Origin of the sequence: Marinobacter sp. NSM (assembly GCF_052380025.1) — a bacterium.
Classification (GTDB): domain Bacteria; phylum Pseudomonadota; class Gammaproteobacteria; order Pseudomonadales; family Oleiphilaceae; genus Marinobacter.
The window spans coordinates 703,994-725,011 of record NZ_JBQTCK010000002.1 but is presented as its reverse complement, the minus strand read 5'-3'; the positions used below and the strand labels follow the sequence as shown (position 1 = coordinate 725,011).

19 protein-coding genes are annotated in these 21,018 nt (G+C 58.7%); 17 read left to right on the top strand and 2 right to left on the bottom strand.

What is annotated here, in order from left to right:
* The first annotated feature begins 2 nt into the window (after positions 1–2).
* The 5 genes from ACTZWX_RS07410 (at position 3) to ACTZWX_RS07390 (ending at position 3,694) form a co-directional block, all read left to right on the top strand.
* A complete protein-coding gene (locus tag ACTZWX_RS07410) occupies positions 3–464 on the top strand; it encodes a chemotaxis protein CheW (RefSeq protein WP_342631403.1) in 462 nt (153 codons plus the stop codon).
* A gap of 74 nt (positions 465–538) precedes the next feature.
* The gene (locus tag ACTZWX_RS07405; RefSeq protein WP_444713368.1) at positions 539–1,030 is read left to right on the top strand and encodes a Fur family transcriptional regulator; all 492 of its coding nucleotides are present in this window, start codon (positions 539–541) and stop codon (positions 1,028–1,030) included.
* Positions 1,023–1,796 (top strand): zinc ABC transporter ATP-binding protein ZnuC, encoded by a 774-nt coding sequence (gene znuC, locus ACTZWX_RS07400; protein WP_444713367.1) that lies wholly within the window; start codon positions 1,023–1,025, stop codon positions 1,794–1,796. The genes ACTZWX_RS07405 and znuC overlap by 8 nt, the downstream gene beginning before the upstream one ends.
* Positions 1,783–2,595 carry a zinc ABC transporter permease subunit ZnuB gene (gene znuB, locus ACTZWX_RS07395; RefSeq protein ID WP_286252494.1) on the top strand — a complete coding sequence of 271 codons (813 nt, stop codon included), beginning with the start codon at positions 1,783–1,785 and terminating at the stop codon, positions 2,593–2,595. Before znuC ends, znuB begins: the two co-directional genes overlap by 14 nt.
* Before the next feature lie 82 nt (positions 2,596–2,677).
* Positions 2,678–3,694, top strand: a complete 1,017-nt coding sequence (locus ACTZWX_RS07390; protein WP_444713366.1) for a PAS domain-containing protein — start codon at positions 2,678–2,680, stop codon at positions 3,692–3,694.
* Here the strand turns inward: ACTZWX_RS07390 and ACTZWX_RS07385 are convergent.
* Complete coding sequence (locus ACTZWX_RS07385) at positions 3,682–4,764, bottom strand: patatin-like phospholipase family protein (RefSeq protein WP_444713365.1); 1,083 nt, start codon at positions 4,762–4,764, stop codon at positions 3,682–3,684. The two genes, ACTZWX_RS07390 and ACTZWX_RS07385, sit on opposite strands and share 13 nt — an antisense overlap.
* A gap of 139 nt (positions 4,765–4,903) precedes the next feature.
* Here ACTZWX_RS07385 and ACTZWX_RS07380 point away from each other — a divergent pair, with 139 nt between their 5' ends.
* Entirely contained in the window at positions 4,904–6,025 is a 1,122-nt protein-coding gene (locus ACTZWX_RS07380) for a GGDEF domain-containing protein (protein WP_444713364.1), read from the top strand.
* On the opposite strand, the gene ACTZWX_RS07375 is transcribed toward ACTZWX_RS07380, so the two are convergent.
* Positions 5,989–6,912 carry an alpha/beta fold hydrolase gene (locus tag ACTZWX_RS07375; protein WP_444713363.1) on the bottom strand — a complete coding sequence of 308 codons (924 nt, stop codon included), beginning with the start codon at positions 6,910–6,912 and terminating at the stop codon, positions 5,989–5,991. The genes ACTZWX_RS07380 and ACTZWX_RS07375 overlap by 37 nt on opposite strands.
* Before the next feature lie 179 nt (positions 6,913–7,091).
* On the opposite strand from ACTZWX_RS07375, the gene folE reads away from it, so the two are divergent.
* The 11 genes from folE to ACTZWX_RS07320 all read left to right on the top strand — a co-directional run bounded on the left by folE (position 7,092) and on the right by ACTZWX_RS07320 (position 21,008).
* The gene (gene folE / locus ACTZWX_RS07370; RefSeq protein WP_444713362.1) at positions 7,092–7,661 is read left to right on the top strand and encodes a GTP cyclohydrolase I FolE; all 570 of its coding nucleotides are present in this window, start codon (positions 7,092–7,094) and stop codon (positions 7,659–7,661) included.
* Between the two features lie 25 nt (positions 7,662–7,686).
* A complete protein-coding gene (gene folX, locus ACTZWX_RS07365; RefSeq protein ID WP_444713361.1) occupies positions 7,687–8,061 on the top strand; it encodes a dihydroneopterin triphosphate 2'-epimerase in 375 nt (124 codons plus the stop codon).
* A gap of 19 nt (positions 8,062–8,080) precedes the next feature.
* Entirely contained in the window at positions 8,081–8,518 is a 438-nt protein-coding gene (locus ACTZWX_RS07360; RefSeq protein ID WP_444713360.1) for a CoA-binding protein, read from the top strand.
* Between the two features lie 151 nt (positions 8,519–8,669).
* Positions 8,670–10,937, top strand: a complete 2,268-nt coding sequence (locus ACTZWX_RS07355) for a bifunctional diguanylate cyclase/phosphodiesterase (RefSeq protein WP_444713359.1) — start codon at positions 8,670–8,672, stop codon at positions 10,935–10,937.
* 53 nt (positions 10,938–10,990) lie between these two features.
* Entirely contained in the window at positions 10,991–11,311 is a 321-nt protein-coding gene (locus ACTZWX_RS07350) for a hypothetical protein (protein WP_444713358.1), read from the top strand.
* Between the two features lie 246 nt (positions 11,312–11,557).
* Positions 11,558–11,998, top strand: a complete 441-nt coding sequence (locus ACTZWX_RS07345) for a MerR family transcriptional regulator (RefSeq protein WP_444713357.1) — start codon at positions 11,558–11,560, stop codon at positions 11,996–11,998.
* Positions 11,995–14,583 carry a heavy metal translocating P-type ATPase gene (locus ACTZWX_RS07340; RefSeq protein WP_444713356.1) on the top strand — a complete coding sequence of 863 codons (2,589 nt, stop codon included), beginning with the start codon at positions 11,995–11,997 and terminating at the stop codon, positions 14,581–14,583. The genes ACTZWX_RS07345 and ACTZWX_RS07340 overlap by 4 nt, the downstream gene beginning before the upstream one ends.
* Positions 14,584–14,715: 132 nt before the next feature.
* Entirely contained in the window at positions 14,716–15,165 is a 450-nt protein-coding gene (locus ACTZWX_RS07335; protein ID WP_444713355.1) for a DUF411 domain-containing protein, read from the top strand.
* Positions 15,166–15,318: 153 nt separating this feature from the next.
* On the top strand, positions 15,319–17,037 hold the full coding sequence (locus ACTZWX_RS07330) for a sensor domain-containing diguanylate cyclase (protein ID WP_444713354.1): 1,719 nt from the start codon (positions 15,319–15,321) through the stop codon (positions 17,035–17,037).
* A 72-nt stretch (positions 17,038–17,109) separates the two neighbouring features.
* Positions 17,110–19,095: a ribonuclease R family protein gene (locus ACTZWX_RS07325; protein ID WP_444713353.1), complete on the top strand. Its 1,986-nt coding sequence runs from the start codon at positions 17,110–17,112 to the stop codon at positions 19,093–19,095.
* Positions 19,096–19,439: 344 nt separating this feature from the next.
* Positions 19,440–21,008 (top strand): carboxyl-terminal protease-like protein, encoded by a 1,569-nt coding sequence (locus ACTZWX_RS07320; RefSeq protein WP_444713352.1) that lies wholly within the window; start codon positions 19,440–19,442, stop codon positions 21,006–21,008.
* The last annotated feature ends 10 nt before the right edge of the window (positions 21,009–21,018 follow it).

Below are 21,018 nucleotides of genomic sequence, written 5' to 3'. Positions count from 1 at the left end.
TCATGAAAGAGAACAGCCAGTCCCTCTCCTGTGTCATGATTCCGGTCAGTGACCGGCAACTATTGCTACCCAACGTGTCGATCGCGGAAGTGGTGGACTTTAACAGCACCGACGCCGGCGCCAGTACCCCGGAATGGCTGGTAGGCTTTCTGGACTGGCGTGGCCTTACCCTGCCGGTCATATCCTATGACGCGGCCAACGGCGGGATCCTGACCGTACCCGGAGACAACCGGGGCAGAATCATTGTGCTCAACACCATCGGTGATGGCCATCAGCAGGCCCCGTTCATGGCGTTGGTCACCCAGGGCATTCCCAGCCAGGCCCGACTGGTGGAAGAGCAAGTCCGGAAACTGGACGGCGAAGCCGGACCGGCCGATCTCATGCAGGTGGAAGTCGACGGCGAAGCCGCCTGGATTCCCAACCTCGAGTACCTGGAGTCACTGGCGCTAACCGCCAGACACTGATGACCACCTGGTCACAGCCGTAGCAGTACAGCCTGCAAATGTTATAATGTTGCAAACTTTGCAGGATCCAGACTATGCCCGAACGCGCGCTTCCTTATCGCCCGCACAACCACGAGGCCTGTGTCAGCCAGGCCCTGGCGGATGCCCGGGCCATTTGCCGACAACAGAATGCCCGCCTCACCCCCATCCGTGAACGGGTTCTGGAACTGATCTGGCAATCTCACAAGCCCCTCGGGGCCTATGACATTCTCGCCATGCTGGGCACCGAGGGCCACAACGCCGCCCCACCCACCGTGTATCGGGCCCTGGATTTCCTGTTGCAATACGGTCTGGTGCACCGGATTGCCTCCCTGAACGCATTTACCGGCTGCACCCATGCCGGTGAACACCACCGGGGCACTTTCCTGATCTGCCGGGAATGCGGAAACGTGCTTGAGCTGGATGCACCGGACGTCACTCGCGCGGTAGAAGCCGCGGCGGCTGACGTAGCCTTCCGGCCCGAAGAAATCACCATGGAAGTGGCCGGTCGTTGCCCCCGGTGTCAGGGAGAACCCGACCATGCCTGATGCCCTGGTGCGCCTGCATCAGCTGACCGTACAGTTCGACGACCGCCCGGTGGTGGACCGTGTTGAGATGGCTGTTCGCAGGGGCGACATCATCACCATTATCGGCCCCAATGGTGCCGGGAAGACCACCCTGATCAAAGCCGTTCTGGGTATCCAGAAACCCAGTTCCGGCAAGGTCTCACTCGCTAAGGAGCTGGTCATTGGTTATGTGCCCCAGCATCTTTCACTGGAGGCGACCCTGCCCCTGAGCGTGCGCCGGTTCATGCTGTTGAGCGGCCGCTCCGGCGCAGAATGCGAAGCTGCGCTGCAGCGCACCGGTGTCCGGCACCTGCTGGATGCCTCCGTGCATCACCTGTCAGGCGGCGAAAAACAGCGTTTGTTGCTGGCTCGGGCACTGGCACGGCGACCGGACCTTCTGGTGCTGGACGAACCCGCCCAGGGCGTCGATATCAACGGCCAGGCGGCCCTGTATGACCTGATCCGCCAACTCCGTGATGAGCTGAATTGCGGCGTGATCATGATTTCCCATGACTTACACCTGGTCATGGCGGCCACCGACAAGGTTATCTGCCTGAACCAGCACGTGTGTTGCAGCGGTTACCCGGCCGACATTTCTCACGATCCGGCGTTTATCGAGACCTTTGGCCACCAGGTGGCAGAATCTCTCGCGGTCTATCACCACCATCACAACCACCGCCATAACCTGCACGGTGACATTGTGACCAGCACAGACGTTCAGGGAGCCTGTGACCATGAGCATCATTGATTCTGTGCTCGGGGATTTTTTCTGGCGGGCACTGCTGGGTGGACTGGGTGTTGCACTGGTAGCCGGCCCCCTGGGCTGCTTCGTGGTCTGGCGGCGAATGGCGTATTTTGGCGACACCCTTGCCCATTCCGCGTTACTCGGCATCGCCCTGAGTTTCCTGATCAGTGTCCCACTGAACCTGGGCGTAATCATTACCTGCGTCACCATTGCTGTCGCTCTGGTCTTGCTCTCGCGTACTCGGGCCTTGGCCACCGACACCTTGCTGGGCATTCTCGCCCACAGTGCACTGGCCATCGGCCTGGTTACCCTGAGTTTCATGCCAGATGTGCGGGTTGACCTGACTGGCCTGCTGTTCGGTGACCTGCTGGCCATGAGCCGCCAAGACCTGCTGTGGATCTACGGCGGCGCGGCTTTCGTGTTGACCCTACTGGCAATACTCTGGCGCGGGCTGTTGATGAGCACCATCCACGAGGAGTTGGCCCGGGTGGAGGGAATACCCGTGGAGCGTTTGCGGTTGGCGCTGATGCTGATGTTCTCCCTGGTGATTGCCGTAGCGATGAAGATTGTCGGGGTGCTGCTGATTACTGCCCTGTTAATCATTCCTGCGGCCACCGCCAGACGCCTGGCCAGAAATCCCGAACACATGATGGCGCTGGCGGTGGTATTCGGCTTTATCGCTGTGACCGGCGGCCTGACGCTGTCCTGGCACCTGGACTCTCCAGCAGGGCCATCGGTGGTGGTGACAGCCTTCCTGGCTTTTTTGCTGGTGTACGGTACCGCCCGGAGTGCCAGCCGATAAACGATTCTGTCTTTCGAAAGCACCGGAGCTGGTCTAGAGTAATCTGGACACACTTTAGGTAACAGCTCCAGAGGCTTTCAGCATGGACAGCGACCTCTCTGACATCCCTGATCCGGGCCCACGCCGGCGAGGCCTCTGGCCCGGGCTCTGGGGCCCGGTGGTCATTCTGGTCTGCGGCGTTATTCTGAGCTTCCTGACGGCCCGCCTTGCCTCAGACATGGCTCATCAGCTTGCCCACCAGCATTATCAGGCCCTGCACCAATCCCTGGTCAGCCAGGTGGTCGTCCATCTTGCCCGGCAATCGCAGGCAGACGACCAGCTTCAAAAGCTCCGGGATACCCTGGCAACCGGACTTCATGACGGCATCAGTCTCAGGATCGATACCCTGGAGCGCCACACCAAGAAACCACTGATAAAGCTGGGCAGCACCCGACATCCGGCGGGTAATGACGCCCTGAGAACCGAATTGCAGACCAACGGCAGGCACTGGATGGTGACCACCTGGCCGGATTCCCGGTTGCTGGCTTCGCCGGCACGGCGTATGGGGTGGCTCGTTGGCGCCAGTGGCGGGATGATTACCGCCGTGGCAACGCTGCTCGCCCTGGCCCTCTGCCGGCAGGCTGCCCGGAAAGACGACAACGGTCATCGGTTGGCCGGGCTGAACAGGATCGCTGATCAACGGATCACCAACTTGCAGGTCGAGAAAAACGTGCTGCGCCAGGCACTGAATGATAGCGAATCCCGCAGTCGGGACCTGGTCGCGCTGTCGGGAGCCATTGTCAGCGAACTGGATGAACAGGGGCAGATAGGATTCGTATCGGCACAGGTAGCAGATGTGCTGGGACTGGCGCCGTCAGATCTTATCAACCGGCCGTTCAGCGAACTTTTAGCCGAGCCCGACCGTGAACGGTTCTACCAATGCCTGGCCGCAGCCCGGCAAGAGACCACCCTGGCCAGGGTAGATGTGAATCTGTTGCACCGCAGCGCTGAGCGAACGGTCCCGGCGGTGGTGCGGGTGATGGTACTGAAGGACCCGATCCACGGAGTGACAGGCTTCAGACTGAGCGCACTCAATATTGCCAATGGCTACAATGGCTGAACCTGATCCAGCAGGCGCCCGCTCTCCACAAGTTCGAGAAACTCTTCCCCCAGCCGGTCACTCTCAGCAATGGATGCGCGCCAGGATCGTTCACGGCCTGAGTCGTCACCAAGGTACTTTTCGAAGTCTTTACGGTCTGGCAGTTTGCGGTCCGGCAGGCTGTCCAGATACGCCCGGGACGGAGAGACCAGCAGCACATCCTGCAATCGGGTGGCATCGCCCCGGCGCCACGGCAAGGTCTTGTCAAACCAACCCGGCACTACCTTGTCGGTAAAGTGCGGGTACAGGATGATGCCCGGTTGCTGGTAGGGCAGATCTAGGTGGTAGTCCAGCAACCCGCCATCCCGGTAGACGCCATCCGGGGCTCCGGGAATATTCCGAACACCGGACATAACCAGCGGAATCGAGGCTGAGGCCAGTAGCGCAGGCAGCAGATTGTCCGAGGACAGCGCCACTTCATGGCTGGGAAAATCCACCAGCTTGGACACCGGCGTCCTGATGCGGGCATCGTGCACGATACCTCGCTCCATGAATCGGCCAAGGTGGCGACGACTGACCATGTTGGCGCTGATTGCACTCATCAGGCCCAGACCCAGGCGGCCCCTGGCGTCGTGTTCCAGCAAGCCCAGGCTGCGCACAACCACCACATTAAGCCGGTACCAGGGGTGGTTGAGGATGAACTCCTCCCGACCGCCCAGCAACTCTTCCAGAAACAGAACGCTTTTTCGAGATACCTCGGCGGCACCGACACCTTTGGCAAAACGCTGGCTGGTATAGAGTTCCGCCAGCCTGGCCAGTTGGCCTTTCGGATCGTCGGATGAAGCAATCGCCGCGAACCGCCAGCTGCCGATGGACGAGCCGATCAGCACCCGCTCTTGCGGTGCCCGGGGTAACCAGTCACCGAAGATGGCCTTGTCCAGACCGCTGATTCCCAGGGCTTTCGGGCCACCGGCGGCACCGGGTATCACGTGGACATCAGCCGGTGTTAACGGCTTGTCCCTCAGGCGCTGAAGGGCCCGTCGCCCAGCCCGGATGGTCAGCGCCGGTGTTCGGATCTGGATTGCGGTCATCACGTGTTCCTGCTTACGGTTCTGGTCGGAGTCCCGGGAGTTTATCGAAACCTGCAGTGGCCAGCCAATAACTCCGTGCTAGACTTGAGCCATCAGTGTTTCAGGGAAGTATGCCAGCCATGAGCTGCAGGAGTAGGCTGTGAACCTTTTTGCCTCGCCGGATACCATGGCGACCAATCCAACCATTGCAGTATTGGGTTTCAAACGTCAGCTGGTGTATCACCTGCACATCTGGGCCTTTATCGCCGTGGCACCGCTGGTGATGGTGCAATGGCAACACGGTAACTTTCTGCTGTCTGCCCTGCTGATTCTGTTCTGTGTCAACGCAGCGATGGTGATCCTGTTCCTGCGCTTACGCAGCGTCTATTTTCTGAAAGGGCGACTGTTTCCGATTCTGGCCGTGGTCTGCGCGGCCTACTCGACGTCCATTAACGGTCACGCCGGTCTTTACTGGGCCTATCCGGCAGCTATCGCACTGTTTTTCCTGTTACCGCTGAAAGAAGCCATTGTCTGCAATATCATTTTTGTCAGCGTCATGGCCGTGGTGTCATTCCTTCAGTTTCCCGAAGCCGATTTCTGGCGGATCACCTTCTCCCTGGGGCTGAACTGCCTGTTTGCCATGATCTTCGCCTGGCTGGTGGGCAGGCTCCAGCAGGAGCTGACCCGGCTGGCCACGACTGACCCGCTCACCGGCTGCCTGAACCGGTCTCAGCTGGCCGACATCCTGAACAGCCAGATTCAGCTGCGGGAGCGCTATGAGAGGGTGTCCAGCCTTGTGCTGATTGATCTGGATTATTTCAAGACCATCAATGACCGCTGGGGGCACCTGGCCGGCGACCGGGTGCTTAAGGAAATGACCATCCGGCTGCGCAAGCGACTGCGGGAAAGTGATCAGCTGTTCCGCATTGGCGGCGAAGAGTTCATGGTCGTGTTGCCGGAAACCCGCCAGAAAGATGCCGACACCCTGGCCCATCAGTTACTGACCAGTATCAGTGCCCGGCCATTTCTGGATGACATCAAACTGACCGCCAGTGCCAGCGTTGCGGAGGTGTGCCGTGGTGAGACCTGGTCGGTATGGCTGAACCGTGCGGATCAGGCACTCTATGACGCCAAGGCAAAAGGGCGCAATCAGGTGGTCAATGCGCCCGGCTATCGAACGAACCGGCCCACGCCTCGGGACCATCAACCCCGACCAGCGACACCAGCACTGCGATTTGAGCAATATCAGGTTTCTACTAGCCCGGCACGGAAATCCCGGTAAGCGCTGAACACGTCCCAGGGCGATTCAAAGTGCGGGTAATGGCCGACGTTCCGGAGGCTGATGACGTCCGGGTTCCGAATCAATTCCCGGTAACGCCTCACGGTGGCCGCGCCTGAGACCGGATCAGCAGCGCCGGAGATCAGCCGCATCGGCTGCCGGGCATTCTGCAATGCCCCCACCCAGCGATTGCGATGGCAACGCCGTTCCTCCATGAACTGTATCAGTTCGTGCAGGATTCCACGGCCATTATTATAAGTGAGAAGGTACCAGAAATCTTCCAGATCCTGCTGGGCCGGAGGATTCCGGTCGCCAAACAGCCGGCGGAAATTCCGTTCGAAGCTCCCCCGGGTAAGCCCCCGGCTGATCAGCCCACCCAGGGGGCTCTTCAGAATCTTTTGAATAAACAGCGGGCTATGCACCTCGGGGAACAGACCACCGTTCAACAAACACACGCTGGTGATTTCGAAAGACAGTGCCCCTTCCTGGTCCCTGGCCAGCAGCTCCTGAGCAACCGATGAGCCGTAATCGTGGGCGAACAGGTGCACCGAATCCAACCCCAGCCCTTCAATCCAGCCCTGGATCAGGTCCGCCTGGTCCTCGATACTGTAGACATAATCGCGAGGCTTGTCGGAAAACCCGAAGCCGAGCATATCGACAGCCAGCAGCTGATGGCCGGACGCCAGCATCGGCCATAGCCGGCTCCAGTCCCAGCTCGCGGTCGGAAACCCGTGCAGGAGCACCAGTGGCGAACCTGTGCCGGCCATGCGACTGAAGATGGCATGGCCATCGTAGCTGAACCATTTACCAGCCTGCTGCCAGGCCTCGAGGGTGTAGATATCCTGACGGCCGTCCGCCCTGATTTCTGATCCGGGTATCACCTGTTCCATTCGCTCATCCCGACATACTTGCGGAACCAATCACTTTAGTGCAAAGCCGGACTGGCTGCCAGATGGCTGAACAGCTGCCGTGAACTGGTCCATAATGGGTGCACGGACGTAAATCGTGGCGATGGCCCGAGAATTCCCTTAAGCTTGCGCTCTTTATCAGACACAAACCGGAAACGATTATGACCTTACCTCTGGACGACCTTGCTGGTCACTACCGCGCCATCATCGAAGGCCTCGGCGAAAATGCCGACCGCGAAGGTCTTCAGGACACTCCTATGCGGGCCGCCAAGGCCATGCAGTTCCTGACCCGGGGTTACCAGCAGGATCTTGGCGACCTGGTCAACAACGCAGTGTTCGAATCCGCCATGGACGAAATGGTGGTGGTCCAGGACATCGAGCTGTACAGCATGTGTGAACATCACATGCTGCCGTTCATCGGCAAATGCCACATCGCCTATCTGCCCCAGGGCAGGGTATTGGGCTTGTCCAAGTTCGCCCGCATTGTGGACATGTATGCTCGCCGTTTGCAGATTCAGGAGAACCTGACCCGCCAGATTGCAGAAGCGGTAGAAAGCGTTACCAATGCCAAAGGCGTAGCGGTGGTTATCGAGGCCCAGCACATGTGCATGATGATGCGGGGCGTGGAGAAACAGAATTCCCGCATGAAAACCTCGATGATGCTGGGACAGTTCCGGAAATCCCAGGCCACGCGCACCGAATTCCTAACCCTGATTGGCAACAATCGCTGAACCAGACGCCAACTAAGGAGGCATCATGACAACCATGACTGGTGATCACCTGGCCCGTGTCAGGATCAAGAACCTTCTGCTCCGCGCCTACATCGGCATCAAGGAAGAAGAGATCAATAACCAGCAGGATGTGGTGATCAACGTCACCCTTCGCTACGATGCCTCCGCCGCGATCGATCAGAACGAAATTTCCGCTGCCCTGAACTATCGCACCATCACCAAGCAGATCATCGGGCATGTTGACGGTAACAGCTTTGCCCTATTAGAGCGCCTGACCCACGAAGTTCTCGAAATCGTGATGGAACATCAGGCCGTGCAGTGGGCACAGGTAGAAATCGACAAGCCCCACGCGTTACGCTATTCGGAATCGGTCTCTATCTGTCTCGAGGCCCACCGTTAATTCTTCGAGGTCAGCCCCGATGCCCAGCAATGCCCCTGACCAGATCCGGGATATTCTCAAATCTGTGCGCACCATTGCGTTGGTTGGTGCCAGCGAGAAAACCAACCGCCCCTCCCACGAAGTGATGGAATACCTGCAGCGCCAAGGCTACCGTGTGATCCCGGTAAATCCGCGCCTGTCCGGCCAGCAAGTGCTCGGTGAGACAGTGTATGCTGACCTGGCAGCACTCCCGGAACCAGTAGACATGGCTGAGCTGTTCCTGGCCCCGCAACGTACCGATGCAATGATTGACCAGGCTATTGAACAGAAGATTCCGGTACTCTGGCTGCAGATCGGCGTGATTAATGAGTCCGGTGCCGCCCGCGCCGAAGCCGCCGGGCTGAAGGTGGTCATGGACCGCTGCCCGAAACAGGAGATCCCGAAGCTTGGCATTAGGCCCATCGTCGAACAAGCCTGACTCCGCGGACCCGCAATCACCGCTGCTCCAACCCGCTTCCGGAGTACCAGACCCAATGGGGCATGGCCAAACAGGATAACTATGGCTCATAATCAAGCGCGATTGGCCGTTAAACCTGTTCAGCCTGTCTTTTAACGATCTGGAGTACACTTTGGCAAAACCCGAAACCGGTACCAGCCTTGTTGTGCGATGGCTTATGAGCCCGGTGTTTGTACTGGTCATTTTTCTGGTTTTTCTTGCCATTGCCGCAGGCCTCCGAGAGGGGCTTATCCAGCAGGACAACCGTCAGATCGAAGCCAACCTCCGTAATGAAGCCAGGGCGCTGACGGATAACCTGGAGCGGGAGTTCCTGGTACACGTTCAGGCCATCGGGCGCATGGCCTATCGACTGTATGCCCAGCCCGACACCCCGGAATCTCGCTGGCGCGTGGACGCACGTAACTACCTGGAAGATTTTGGCGTTTACCAGGCCATCGAGTGGATTGATTCCAATTACATCATCCGATGGCTGGAACCGCTGGCTGGCAATCAGGACGTGGTGGGTTATAACGTGGCGTTCAACGACCAGCGCCGCGAAGCACTGTATAAAGCAGCAGCCACCGGTGACTATGACCTGTCCGGTATCATCGATCTTCGCCAGGGCGGCAAGGGCATGGTGATTTATTACCCCGTGGGCGCTGGAGACACCAATAACGGCTACATGGCGGGTGTGTTCAGGATGGAAGTTCTGGCCGAGCAGTTGCTGACCAGCCGGGTACTGGAACACTTCCAGATAGAAATCCGGGACTCCGGAGAGCCTGCCTACGTTCTCAATTCAGATACCGAGATTGCCCGGAGCTTCAGTTTCACCGTGCCCGTGCAGTTCCCCACTCTGGATTGGACCCTGACGTTACGCCCCAATCAGTCCTGGGTAGACAGCCAACGCAGCTCCTGGCCGATGCTTACCTTCGCAAGCCTGGTGTTTATGGGCCTGCTTACCAGCCTGACCACGTTGCTTGTCCAGTTGATCCTCAAGCGTAACCAGGCGCTTTTGAAAACCCGCAGGGAGCTGGAGCGGGAGATTGACCAGCGTATCGCCATGCAGGTGGACCTGGAGCGACTGGAATCCACCGATACCCTCACTGGCCTGGCCAATCGCCGGTTCTTCATGGAAGACCTGGCCCATACCCTGAACATTGCGGACCGGCAAATGCGCCAGGTGGGGCTGGTAATGATTGACCTGGACCGGTTCCAGATGCTCAACGATTCCCTCGGCCATCAGTTTGGCGACGAACTGCTGATAGAAGTCTCTGAGCGGCTGAACAGCCTGAGCAATGAGCGGATTCTGGTGGCCTACTCAGGCGGCGACGAGTTCATGATCTGCCAGCAACACGTCGACGACATTGACGATGTGATCCACCTGCTTGGCCAGATCAAGCAGTGCTTTGCAGAACCATTCGAGGTTCAGGGCGATGCCCACAGCATTACCGCCACCATGGGTGTCGCCGTGTATCCCCAGAGCGGACTGGACGCCGACACCCTGCTCCGGAATGCCGATATTGCCCTTTACCGTGCCAAGGAGCAGGGCCGCAATACTTACCAGTTCTACACCGAAGGCATGCAGGACCGTGAGGTGATGCGCCTGGAGCTGGACAAGGATCTGAGCCAGGCCCTGGCCAACGACGAGTTTGTGCTGTTTTATCAACCCCAGCTGAACCTGCAAACCGGTGAGATCAACAGTGTGGAGGCCTTGATCCGCTGGCAGCATCCCCGCCGCGGGCTTTTGGCACCCATCGAGTTCATCCCCCTGGCGGAAGAGAGCGGTCGGATTACCGAGATCGGCCGATGGGTGGTGCTTGCCGCCTGTCGCCAGCTCGCCAATTGGCGTGGCACAGCTTGCGAGCAATTGAGGATCGCGGTGAATCTTTCAGGCCGGGAGCTGGATGATGAATCTTTGGTGGAACATGTACGGGATGCCCTGTTATCGGAAGAAGTGGACCCGAACATGCTGGAAGTGGAGCTGACGGAAGAGATCTTCATCCAGAACATTGAACACAACCTGAATCAGTTGTTGCGTCTGCATCAGCTGGGGGTTCACCTGGCCATTGATGATTTCGGCGTGGGCTATTCGTCCCTCGGCTATTTGCGGGATTTCCCGGTAGATCTGCTGAAAATTGACCGGTCGTTTATCACCGATGTGACCGAGCGCCATGACGACGCGGTCATCACCCGGGCCGTGATCAATCTTGCCCACAACCTCGGCATTCAGGTGGTGGCCGAGGGCGTGGAAACCGAGGAGCAACTGAACTTCCTCAAGACGCACCGGTGCAACCTGGCCCAGGGCTATCTGATCAGTCGGCCGATTCCGGCTGAAGACCTGGAAACGGCCCTTGCGGAGGGCATTCTGTTTACCGGCCAGACAGTTAAATCGGGTTTGTAATTGCGGCTTCTGATCCCCAAACTTCTCTTTAACTTTTTCTTTGAGTGATGTTTATGTCTGCCAGATATCTGACTCCGGAGCAGGATGCCAGGCTGCGCCGCTGGGAGCGTTGGAACAAGAATTATTTTATCTTTGCGTTTGTCGCACTGATTGTGGTGTTGGTGTTCAGCAGTCAACTGGGCATTTCCAGCGGCGATGATTGGGGTTCGCTCGGGTTTTTGCTGGTGTTGCTGGTGGCTCCGATTGTGGTGTTGCAGTTGCGGCTTCAATGCCCGGCCTGTGGCGTTAAGATTGGCTGGCAGGCGAAGCTGATGGCGCCTGATCAGTGTAAGTCTTGTGGTGTGTTTCTTCGCTCTAAAAACCCCTCTTCCTGATATTCTGCCTGAAAACCTTTGACCTGTGAGTTGGTCCAAGGTTTTAGTCTACCCTCAATGTAGCGAGTGAGCCGCGCTGGCACGGGGGTAGCCCTTCCGAAAACCGCTGCAAGTACATCCCTGTACGCTTGCTCTCCGCCATCCATGGCTACGAGCATTTTCGGAAGGGCTACCCCCGCACCAGCACTCCGCCAACTTTAGTCGTGGATTCTTTGTGCATCTGCGAATTTGGGTGAGTGATCTGCCATGAAAGTCAAAGAACTGGCCAACGCCGCCAACGTAAACCCCGATACTGTCCGGTTCTACACCCGGGAGGGTCTGTTACAACCCACCCGCAACCCGGACAACAATTACCAGCAGTACGATGCCGAAGATCTGCGCCGGCTGCGGTTTGCCCGTAAAGCCCGGCAGTTGGGGTTTTCACTGCCGGAGATTCGGCAGATTCTGGCCCGGGCCGATGATCATCATTCGCCCTGCCCGATGGTCCGGGATGTGTTTCAGCAGCGGTTGATGGCGGTGGAGCGGGAGATTGCGGAGTTGCAGCAGTTGCGCGCGCGGATGATTTCGGCGTTGTCGGCCTGGCAGGAGATGCCGGACGGGACGCCGGATGGGCATACCATTTGTCGGTTGATTGAGCACTGGGACGATCCCTCTGCCGAGTCTTGTTGCGAGGAGTCAGAATCATGAGTGATGCACCTGAGTTGAAACCGGCGCTGTCAATTTCCGGGGCGACCTGCCAGGGCTGTGCCAGGAAGATTCGTAATGCCCTGGAGCCGTTGACCGGCAGTACCGAGCTGGTTGAGGTCGATATTGACGCGCAAACGGTGGCCTTGCCTGACGGAGTGGATCTGGTCGAGGCGGCGCGGGTTGTAACGGAAACGGGGTATCCGGCAGAGCCTCTGGCGAGTTCAGAGCCTGCGTCTTGTTGCGCTTCAAGAACAGCCTCTTCGCACAACCGCACTTCCGGCGCTGACCAAGCGCCCGCCGAGTCGGCAACTGAACCTGGTCAGGCAGCCGAAGCAGCGAAGGATGATCAGACTGCGCTGTCGGTTTCAGGGGCAACCTGCGCATCCTGTGTTGCCAGTATCGAGAAGGCGTTGCTGTCTGTGCCGGGGGTGACCCATGCTCATATGAACCTGGCGGATAACACGGCCACGGCCAGCGGCAAGGCGGAGCCGGATGCGCTCATCAAGGCGGTGGAATGTGCCGGCTATGGCGCCAGTGTGATTGAAGATGCCGACACCGCTGATGATCGCCGACAGGCGGAGGATAAAAAGCAGTACAAGGTGCTGCTGGTGAAGATGGCCATCAGTCTGGGCCTCGGCTTGGTGTTGATGATCTGGGGTATGGGTTTCGACACCATGATGGTGACGGAGGCCAATCAGCTTACCTGGATCAATTTCGGCATTCTGACGCTCGGTGTGATGGTCGCCACCGGCGGGCATTTCTTTACCGGGGCCTGGAAAGCGTTCAAGCACCACAATGCCAATATGGATACCCTGATTGCCCTGGGCACGGGTACGGCCTGGCTGTATTCCATGGTGGTGTCGAGCGTGCCGGAGCTGCTGCCGGAGATGGCACGGCATGTGTATTTTGAGGCCTCAGCCATGATCATCGGCCTGATCAACCTGGGCCAGGCATTGGAGCTGCGGGCCAAGGGCAAAACCTCCGAGGCGGTGCGGCGGTTGCTGGACCTCAGGGCGAAGACCGCCCGGGTGATTCGCAACGGCGAGGAGCAGGATCTTCCCGTTGAGCAGGTTCGCAAGGGCGACCACATACGGGTTCGGCCTGGAGAGAAGTTGCCTGTCGACGGGGTGATCGTGGAAGGCAGCACCCGCATCGACGAAAGCATGCTCACCGGCGAACCCATGCCGGTGAGCAAGGCGAAGGATGATGAGGTGTCGGCGGGCACCCTGAACACCCACGGTTCGATCATTTACGAAGCTACCCGTGTCGGCAGCGAGACGGCGCTGGCGCAGATCATCAAGCTGGTGAAAAAGGCCCAGGGCTCGAAACCGGCCATTGGCCGGCTGGCCGACAAGATTTCCTCGGTGTTCGTGCCCACGGTCATGCTGGTTGCCATCGCCGCGGCACTGGTCTGGTACAACGTGGGGCCGGAGCCGGCGGTGGTTCATATGATGATAGCGGCCACCACCGTGCTGATCATTGCCTGCCCCTGTGCTCTGGGCCTGGCTACGCCAATGTCGGTGATGGTGGGCGTCGGCAAGGCTGCCGAGCATGGCGCGCTGATTCGCCAAGGGGATGCGTTGCAGACCGCCGGCAAGATCGATCTGGTGATTCTGGACAAGACCGGCACCATCACCGAGGGCCACCCGGCCGTCACACGGATGACCGCCGTTGATGATAACGATAACACCCTGTTGGCGCTGGCAGCCGGGCTGGAACGCCACTCCGAACACCCTCTGGCAGAGGCGATACTGAAGCGGGCCAGCGAAGATGGCGTAGAGCCTGAAACCGTGACGGATTTTGAAGCGCTCAACGGCAAGGGCGTGCAAGGCCAGTTCGATGGCCAGACGGTGCGCCTCGGCAACCGGCGCTGGCTGGAGGCAGAGGGCATCGACGTGACCAATCTGGATTCGGCTGCCAACACCATTACCGAAGAAGCCGGTACGCCGTTGTTTCTGGCACTGGGCGCTAAGGTGCTTGGCGTAATCGGGGTAGCCGACGCCATCAAGCCGGATTCCGAAGCCGCCATCCGACGCCTGCATGACGCGGGCATCAAGGTGATGATGGTCACCGGGGACGTTGATGCCACCGCCAAGGCCATCGCCGCCAAAACCGGTATTGATGACTACCGGGCCGAAGTACTGCCCGAGAACAAGGCCGAAGTGGTCAGCGAGATGCGCGGTAAAGGCTACACCGTGGCCATGGTCGGCGATGGCATCAACGACGCCCCGGCCCTGGCGGCCGCAGATGTCGGTTTTGCCATTGGCACCGGCACCGATGTCGCCATTGAAAGCGCAGCCATAACCCTGATGCGCGGCTCCCTGCACGGCGTGCCGGATGCCATCGAGATTTCCCGGGCGACAGTCACCAACATCAAACAGAACCTGTTCGGGGCGTTTGTCTACAACACAATGGGTATTCCCGTGGCTGCCGGCCTGCTCTACCCTGTCTGGGGCATTCTGATGAGTCCGATCCTGGCCGGGGCTGCCATGTCCTTGTCGTCGGTGACGGTGGTATCCAACGCCAATCGACTGCGCCTGTTCAAAACCAGCCACGTCCCGGCTCAGCAAGAGGAGCGGAACTGATGGAGACAATTCTGGTCAACGCCGCAGGGCTGGCCCTGATGGCTGCCGTGGTCTGGTGGTTCTGGTTATCTGACAGCAACTCCGGCCCGAACAAATGATTCTGTTTACACATGCATGACTGAGGTAACCGCCATGAAAAAACACACCTTAGCCCTTGGCCTGGTGGCCGCCCTGGGGTTCAGTACCACAGCCGTCGCCGGCGGAGCCGCCCACAGCATTCACGTCTATAAATCGCCCACCTGCGGCTGCTGTGGCGACTGGATCGACCATCTGGAAGAAAACGGGTTTGATGTCACGGCCACCGACACCAACGACATGGGCAAGATCAAGGCGGAGGCCGGATTGATTCCGGGCCTGGGCAGCTGTCATACCGCCTTCGTAGGCGACTATGTGGTAGAAGGGCATGTACCGGCGGATGACATCAAGCGCCTGCTGAGTGAAGCGCCGAAAGCCACCGGAATCAGCGTTCCCGGCATGCCCATCGGCTCACCCGGTATGGAAATGGGTGATCGCAAGGACCACTACAAGGTCATCCTGTTCAACAAGGAAGGTCAGACCCGGATATTTTCCGAGCACAACTGATATCGCTCAACCAGAGATCAGGATATGGGCGCGCAGCTGATCCGGCTACGCGCCCATGAACCTTGCGGGTCTGTCTGTTTTTTCTACACTGTCGCCCTGGGCTGTTCTATTATGGGAGTCAGCGTCAGAAACAAACACTCGCAGGGATTCAGCTTGAGCCTCAAAACCCGCCTTCTCGGCCTCGCATCGTTACTGATCATTCTCGCGGCATCGGCCTCTTGGCTGGCTTACCGGGAGTTGTCGGAAGACATCATCGAACGCTGGGGTAAGCAGGTTACTGAAATTCAGGTGCGTTACGACAGCGCCCGACTGTTGCAGTCCCTGGAACGGGAAATCGGCCTGGCCCGGCAAATGGCGCAATCCTCTACCCTGCTGCAATGGGCCGCCAGCCCGGACAACCCCGAGCTAACCTCCGCTGCCATCCGCCAGATGGAAAGCTTCCGCAATAACTTTCGGGACAACAGTTACTTTGTTGCCCTGCGGGAGAATGGTCACTATTACTACAACAATGCTGACAATCAGTATGCCGGTGACCAGTTCCGTTACGTACTGGACCCGGAGAAACCGGATGATGCCTGGTTCTTCCAGCTGATCGAAGAAGGCCGGGATTTTCACCTGAACGTGAACCCGGACCAGGAACTCGGGGTTACCAAATTGTGGATAGATGTGCTGATGCGTGATGAGAGCAACGAGATTCTCGGCATGGTCGGTACTGGTCTCAATCTCGATACCTTCCTGCAAGACATTGTCGACATTGGCCAAGAAGGCATCACCACGTTGTTTGTGGACTACAACGGCGCCATTCAACTGTACCGCGACCGCAATTACATCGACTTCGCCAGCATTATCAAACCCGAAGGCCAGAAGAACACCGTGGACCTTCTGTTTGAGGATCGCCAGGACAAACAGCAGATCCTGGGCATGCTGCAGATGCTCAAACAACGCAACGGTGAGGACGGCGCGGTGGAAAGCGGGTTTGTCACCATTGATGGCCGCAAGCACCTGGCCGGGGTGGCCTTCCTGCCGGCCATAGGCTGGTTCGAAATCACCTTGCTGGATCTGAACGCCCTGGTGCCAACCAGCTACCTGTGGCCTCTGGTGGCCGTCTTCCTGGTGGCGCTGCTGGTCTCGCTGATCGCGTTCCACCTGATCATTCAGTCACGCATTCTCAAACCGGTATTGAGCCTGGAGTCTGCGGTAATGCGCCTGCGGGAGGGGCGGTTTGACCTGCCCTACCTGCCCAAACCGGATAACGAAATCGGCCGGCTGGTGGACCACTTTGAAAAGATGACCCGCACGATGCGGGATACCACCGCCGAGTTGGAGCACAAAGTCGCGAAACGCACGAAAGAACTGCATCGGCTGGCCCGGGTGGATGCCCTCACGGGCCTGAAAAACCGCCGCGGCCTGGATGAAGTCATCGAGCAGGAAATCCAGCGGGCCGAACGCGAGGGTAAGGGATTCGGGCTGATCTGGCTGGACATCGACCATTTCAAAATCATCAACGACACCCGTGGCCATCAGGCCGGCGACGACATTCTGTGCCGGGTGGCGCTCTGGCTGAAAGCTGCCGTTCGCCCCTACGACCACCCGGGCCGCTGGGGTGGCGACGAGTTTGTGGTACTGCTGTCCCCCTGCGACAAAGACACCCTTGAACAGATCGCCAACCGGGTGAGAACCAGCGTGGAGCAGGAAAGCCAGCGTACAGGTACATCGGTCACCATCAGCGTAGGTGGCTATTTCAGCCAGCCTGGCGATGACATGGACACCTTGCTCCGTAACGCCGATCATGCCCTGTATCAGGCCAAACGAGGGGGGCGTAACCGGGTTTGTATCCACGCTGCCACCGGCGAAGAGACACACCCGGCCTGACAGATCTGACTCCCACCTGCATAACCGTTATACTCCGCTGCATCACCCATTTTATAGCCAGGTCTTTTCTACATGCTCAATGCCGACGCTCTCAATCAGTTGCGCCAGCTGAAAACCGATATCAAGCAGAACAAGGTGGTCTTCCCGGGCACGGTCAAGCCCACCAACGGGCGCTTTGGCTTTGTGGCTCTGGATGAAGGGCGGGATGTGTTCCTGCCACCGGAAGAAATGCAGAAGGTGCTGCCCGGAGATCGGGTGAACGTCACCGAGCAGGAAGTGGAAAAAGGCAAAACCCAGGGCGTGGTGGACGAGCTTCTGGAATCGCACCTGACCACCTTTGTTGGCCGCTACCTGATCAAGGGTAAAGGCCACTTTGTGGCGCCGGAAACCCCGGGCATTAACCGCTGGATCTTCATTCCACCGAAAGAGCGCATGGGTGCCGAGCCCGACGACTTTATTTACTGCCAGATCCATCGCCACCCGATCAAGGACGGTAAAGGTCAGGCAAAAGTCCTGCGAGTCATCGGCAAGGCCGGCCAACCGGGCATCGAACGGGCGTTCACCCTGGCCAATTTTGACCTGGCGGACGCCTGGCCGGACGAGGTTCAGAAACAAGCCGATGCCGTGAGTGAAGAATCCGTCGCGGCCCACACCGAGGGCCGGGAAGACCGTACCGAGCAACCCTATGTGACCATCGACAGTCCGGGCACCCAGGACATGGACGATGCCCTGATGGCCACGCCCAACGCCACTGGCTGGACGCTGTCCATTGCCATTGCCGACCCAACGGCGATGATCGAACCGGGCAGTCCGGCCGAGGACGAAGCCTTCAACCGGGCCACCGCCATCTATTTCCCGGGCGAGCCCCTGCCCATGCTGCCCGACAGCATCAGTACCCGGCTATGTTCGCTGATGCCGGATGTACCCAGGCTGGCTTTGGTGTGTGACCTGCAGGTAAATAACGACGGCAGCCTGGGCGATTACAGCTTCCGTCAGGCCATGATCCGCTCCAAGGGCAAGCTGAGCTACGAACTGGTCTCCCACCTGATCGAAGGCCGGGAAGACGACGAGATCAAGGCTCTGCCAGACGAGGTCGCCAACAGCCTCGACCAGCTGCATCAGGCCGCCACTGCCCTGCGTAAATGGCGCGCCGAACACGCACTGCTGAGCCAGGACCGGCCGGAATTCCGCCTGCGCCTGGATGAAAACAAGCGTATTCGGGTGATTGAACCCTCGGTGCAAAACGAAGCCCACCGGCTGGTGGAGGAATGCATGGTGGCCGCAAACCGCTGTGCCGCAGACTTCCTGACCCAGCAGGGCAAAGGCCTGTTTATCCAGCACCCGGGCCTGCGTGACGACCGCGCCGACAACATCCGGAAATTGCTGGAAAGTCATGCGCCGCACCTGGCGGAGCACGACGCCAGCACCGCCGAAGGCTTCAAGGCGTTGATGAAACACAGCGATCAGCCACAGGCCGAGGTACCGGTGAAAGCCATCCTGTCCCGCCAACTGGCCCGGGCCGAGCTGGGCTTTGACGCCGCGCCCCACCAGGGTATGGGGCTGGACGCCTACACCACCTTTACCTCGCCGCTGCGCAAGTTCTCGGACTTCTACGTGCACCGGCTGATCAAAGCGGCGCTCTGGAACACTCCGATCAAGCCCCTGAACAGCCAGCAACTGGAAGCCCTGCAAGCCACCCAGATCCGCGCCCGCCAGGCCGCCAACACACTGGAAACCTGGCTCAAGGCCGACTACGCCAAGACCCTGCCGGAAGACCCCATGGAAGGCACCATCAGCCGCACAATGCCCTCCGGTTTCTTCGTGCGGCTGGACAGCAACGGGCTGGAAGGCTTTGTCAGCTGCAAGGATCTGGAGGGCAAGTACGGTTTTGACCCGGTCACCCTGCGACTGGTGCATAACAAGAACGGCCGTATCTTTCAGCTGGAGCAACGGGTTACCGTCAGCTTCGCAGGAGTGGACGACGAACGCCGGCAAATCAATTTCAAGCTGATCAAAGCTGAAGAAATCACTGGCGCCCAGGAAACCACAGGCGGCTGATCCATCCAAGCAGCGACCGCGCCGTGCGTTGCAGACTATCCAGACGCACGGTGTTTTCTTTCTGGAAAAGTGCTGAACAGCAGGGATAATCAGCGCTCAATTCAATATTTTACGATATTTTACAAAGTCACCCGTTCTTGATTTTCGTTATTAATTCAAAGCAATAATCTACCACAGCCCTCCGTTTCACCTGCTATCCCCCTGTTGGCCTGAAAAGCTCTATTCCAATATTCGCATCATGAAGTATTTGTAACCTGAAATGTCGACCGCGTCACATCCGGCGACAGTCGATAGATCAGGCGCGTCACCGAAGGAGGCGCGCCATTACAGTCAGGGCCTGAACAATGAAGAAATTCCTAGACCGGGGGCGGCTAACTGCAGCAACGTTGGTACTGGCAACGTTCGCGTTACCTGGCTGCATGGTCTATCAGATTGACCAAAGCTCGCTTGATAGGGACGCCCGCGCTTACCAGCAGCTCGCGCCTTTCCAGACCGAATCACCGGTTCTTACCCCCTGGCTCACACCGGCATCGGACGATCTTCCAACCGTGGAGGTGGTGCAATCCCAGGCAACCCAATACAACGATATGTCGGGGCTGAATTTCGTTGCGAGCATTTTGACGCTCACATTGATCCCCGCCGTTGGATCCTATGACTACACCGATACGCTGACCGTCGCCTGGGAAGGCGAGACACTGGCCAATAGTTCGGCGAACTATGCGGTCAAGGAATATATGAGTTTGTACTTTCCGACCCCCATGCTGTTTATGGGGTCACTGTATGGCATGGGCGGCCTTGACCTGGAAGACACGCAGAACACCATTGGTGTCATACATGCACGCAATATAGCCGATGCCATTGCTCGTCAGCAGCCGTTGTACGAGCGAGTACCCCAGAACGATCCAGAGGCCCTGGCCAACTTCGTGCAGTCTCGTACCGCTCCGTTATTCCACCCCCGCGCAACCGCTCAAATTGCTGCCCTGGCTCCAGCAGACAACCCCATGGAATATCACCAGCAATACGCAGACCTGTCAGGGTACGTCAATCTGCTTCCCTTGGAGTGGCAGGCCTGGCTGATCGGCCCGGATGGTCTGAAAGGCTGGCAGATTAAAGCCGCTTTGGACAACGGTGAGGACGAATCTGAGATGTTACGCAAAGTGGTCAGCAGTTACCCGGAGGAGCTGGCCGAATGGAATCGTACCGCCCGTCAAACCGAAGCCCGATACCGTGAATGGTTCAGCCACACCAACCCAGCACTGGTCTCGAACCTGCTGGAAGCACAGTCACAGCAAAGAGCCCAGTGGCCCTATTACGCCAATATGACCGAAGAACATCATCAAATACTGATCGAAAACGGTGTTCCAGACAGCATCGTGGCCTACATGAGCAACGCAGAACGCTCCTCCGAACTCGTCGCAGCAGCAAAAACCGGCCCATTGCAGGATGCCCAGGGCCGCATGCTAACCGAAGAACAACTACTGGAACGCCTGGTGCGCAACGACAACAACGGACGTTTTATGAGCCCCTACACCAGCGACGGAGTGCTGGCCGAATGGGTCAATCTGGCTAACAATGCAAACATGGGCGCAACCGCTGGCTCTGCTGTTGGCGCCGTAGCCGGGGCCTACGCCGCCAACAAGGCGCTGGACTTTGTTCCTTTCGGGCTGGGCGGATTGGTTGGCGGAGCCGTCGGTGCCGAAGTGGGTAAGGAAGTTGGGCGGGAGAGCGCCATCTCCGCCTCCGGCGGCTGGGAAGCTATCAAGGCCTCCTCTGACCTCAGTTTCGATTCACTGACCGATATGGCCCGCTACCTCAAGCGGAAGTATGGCAGCACCGCAAACTTTACGGATGCAATGCGGGCCGCCACACAGATTTACCCGGAGCTCAGTTCCGTACTGGCTTCCACTAATTAACCGGAGACGT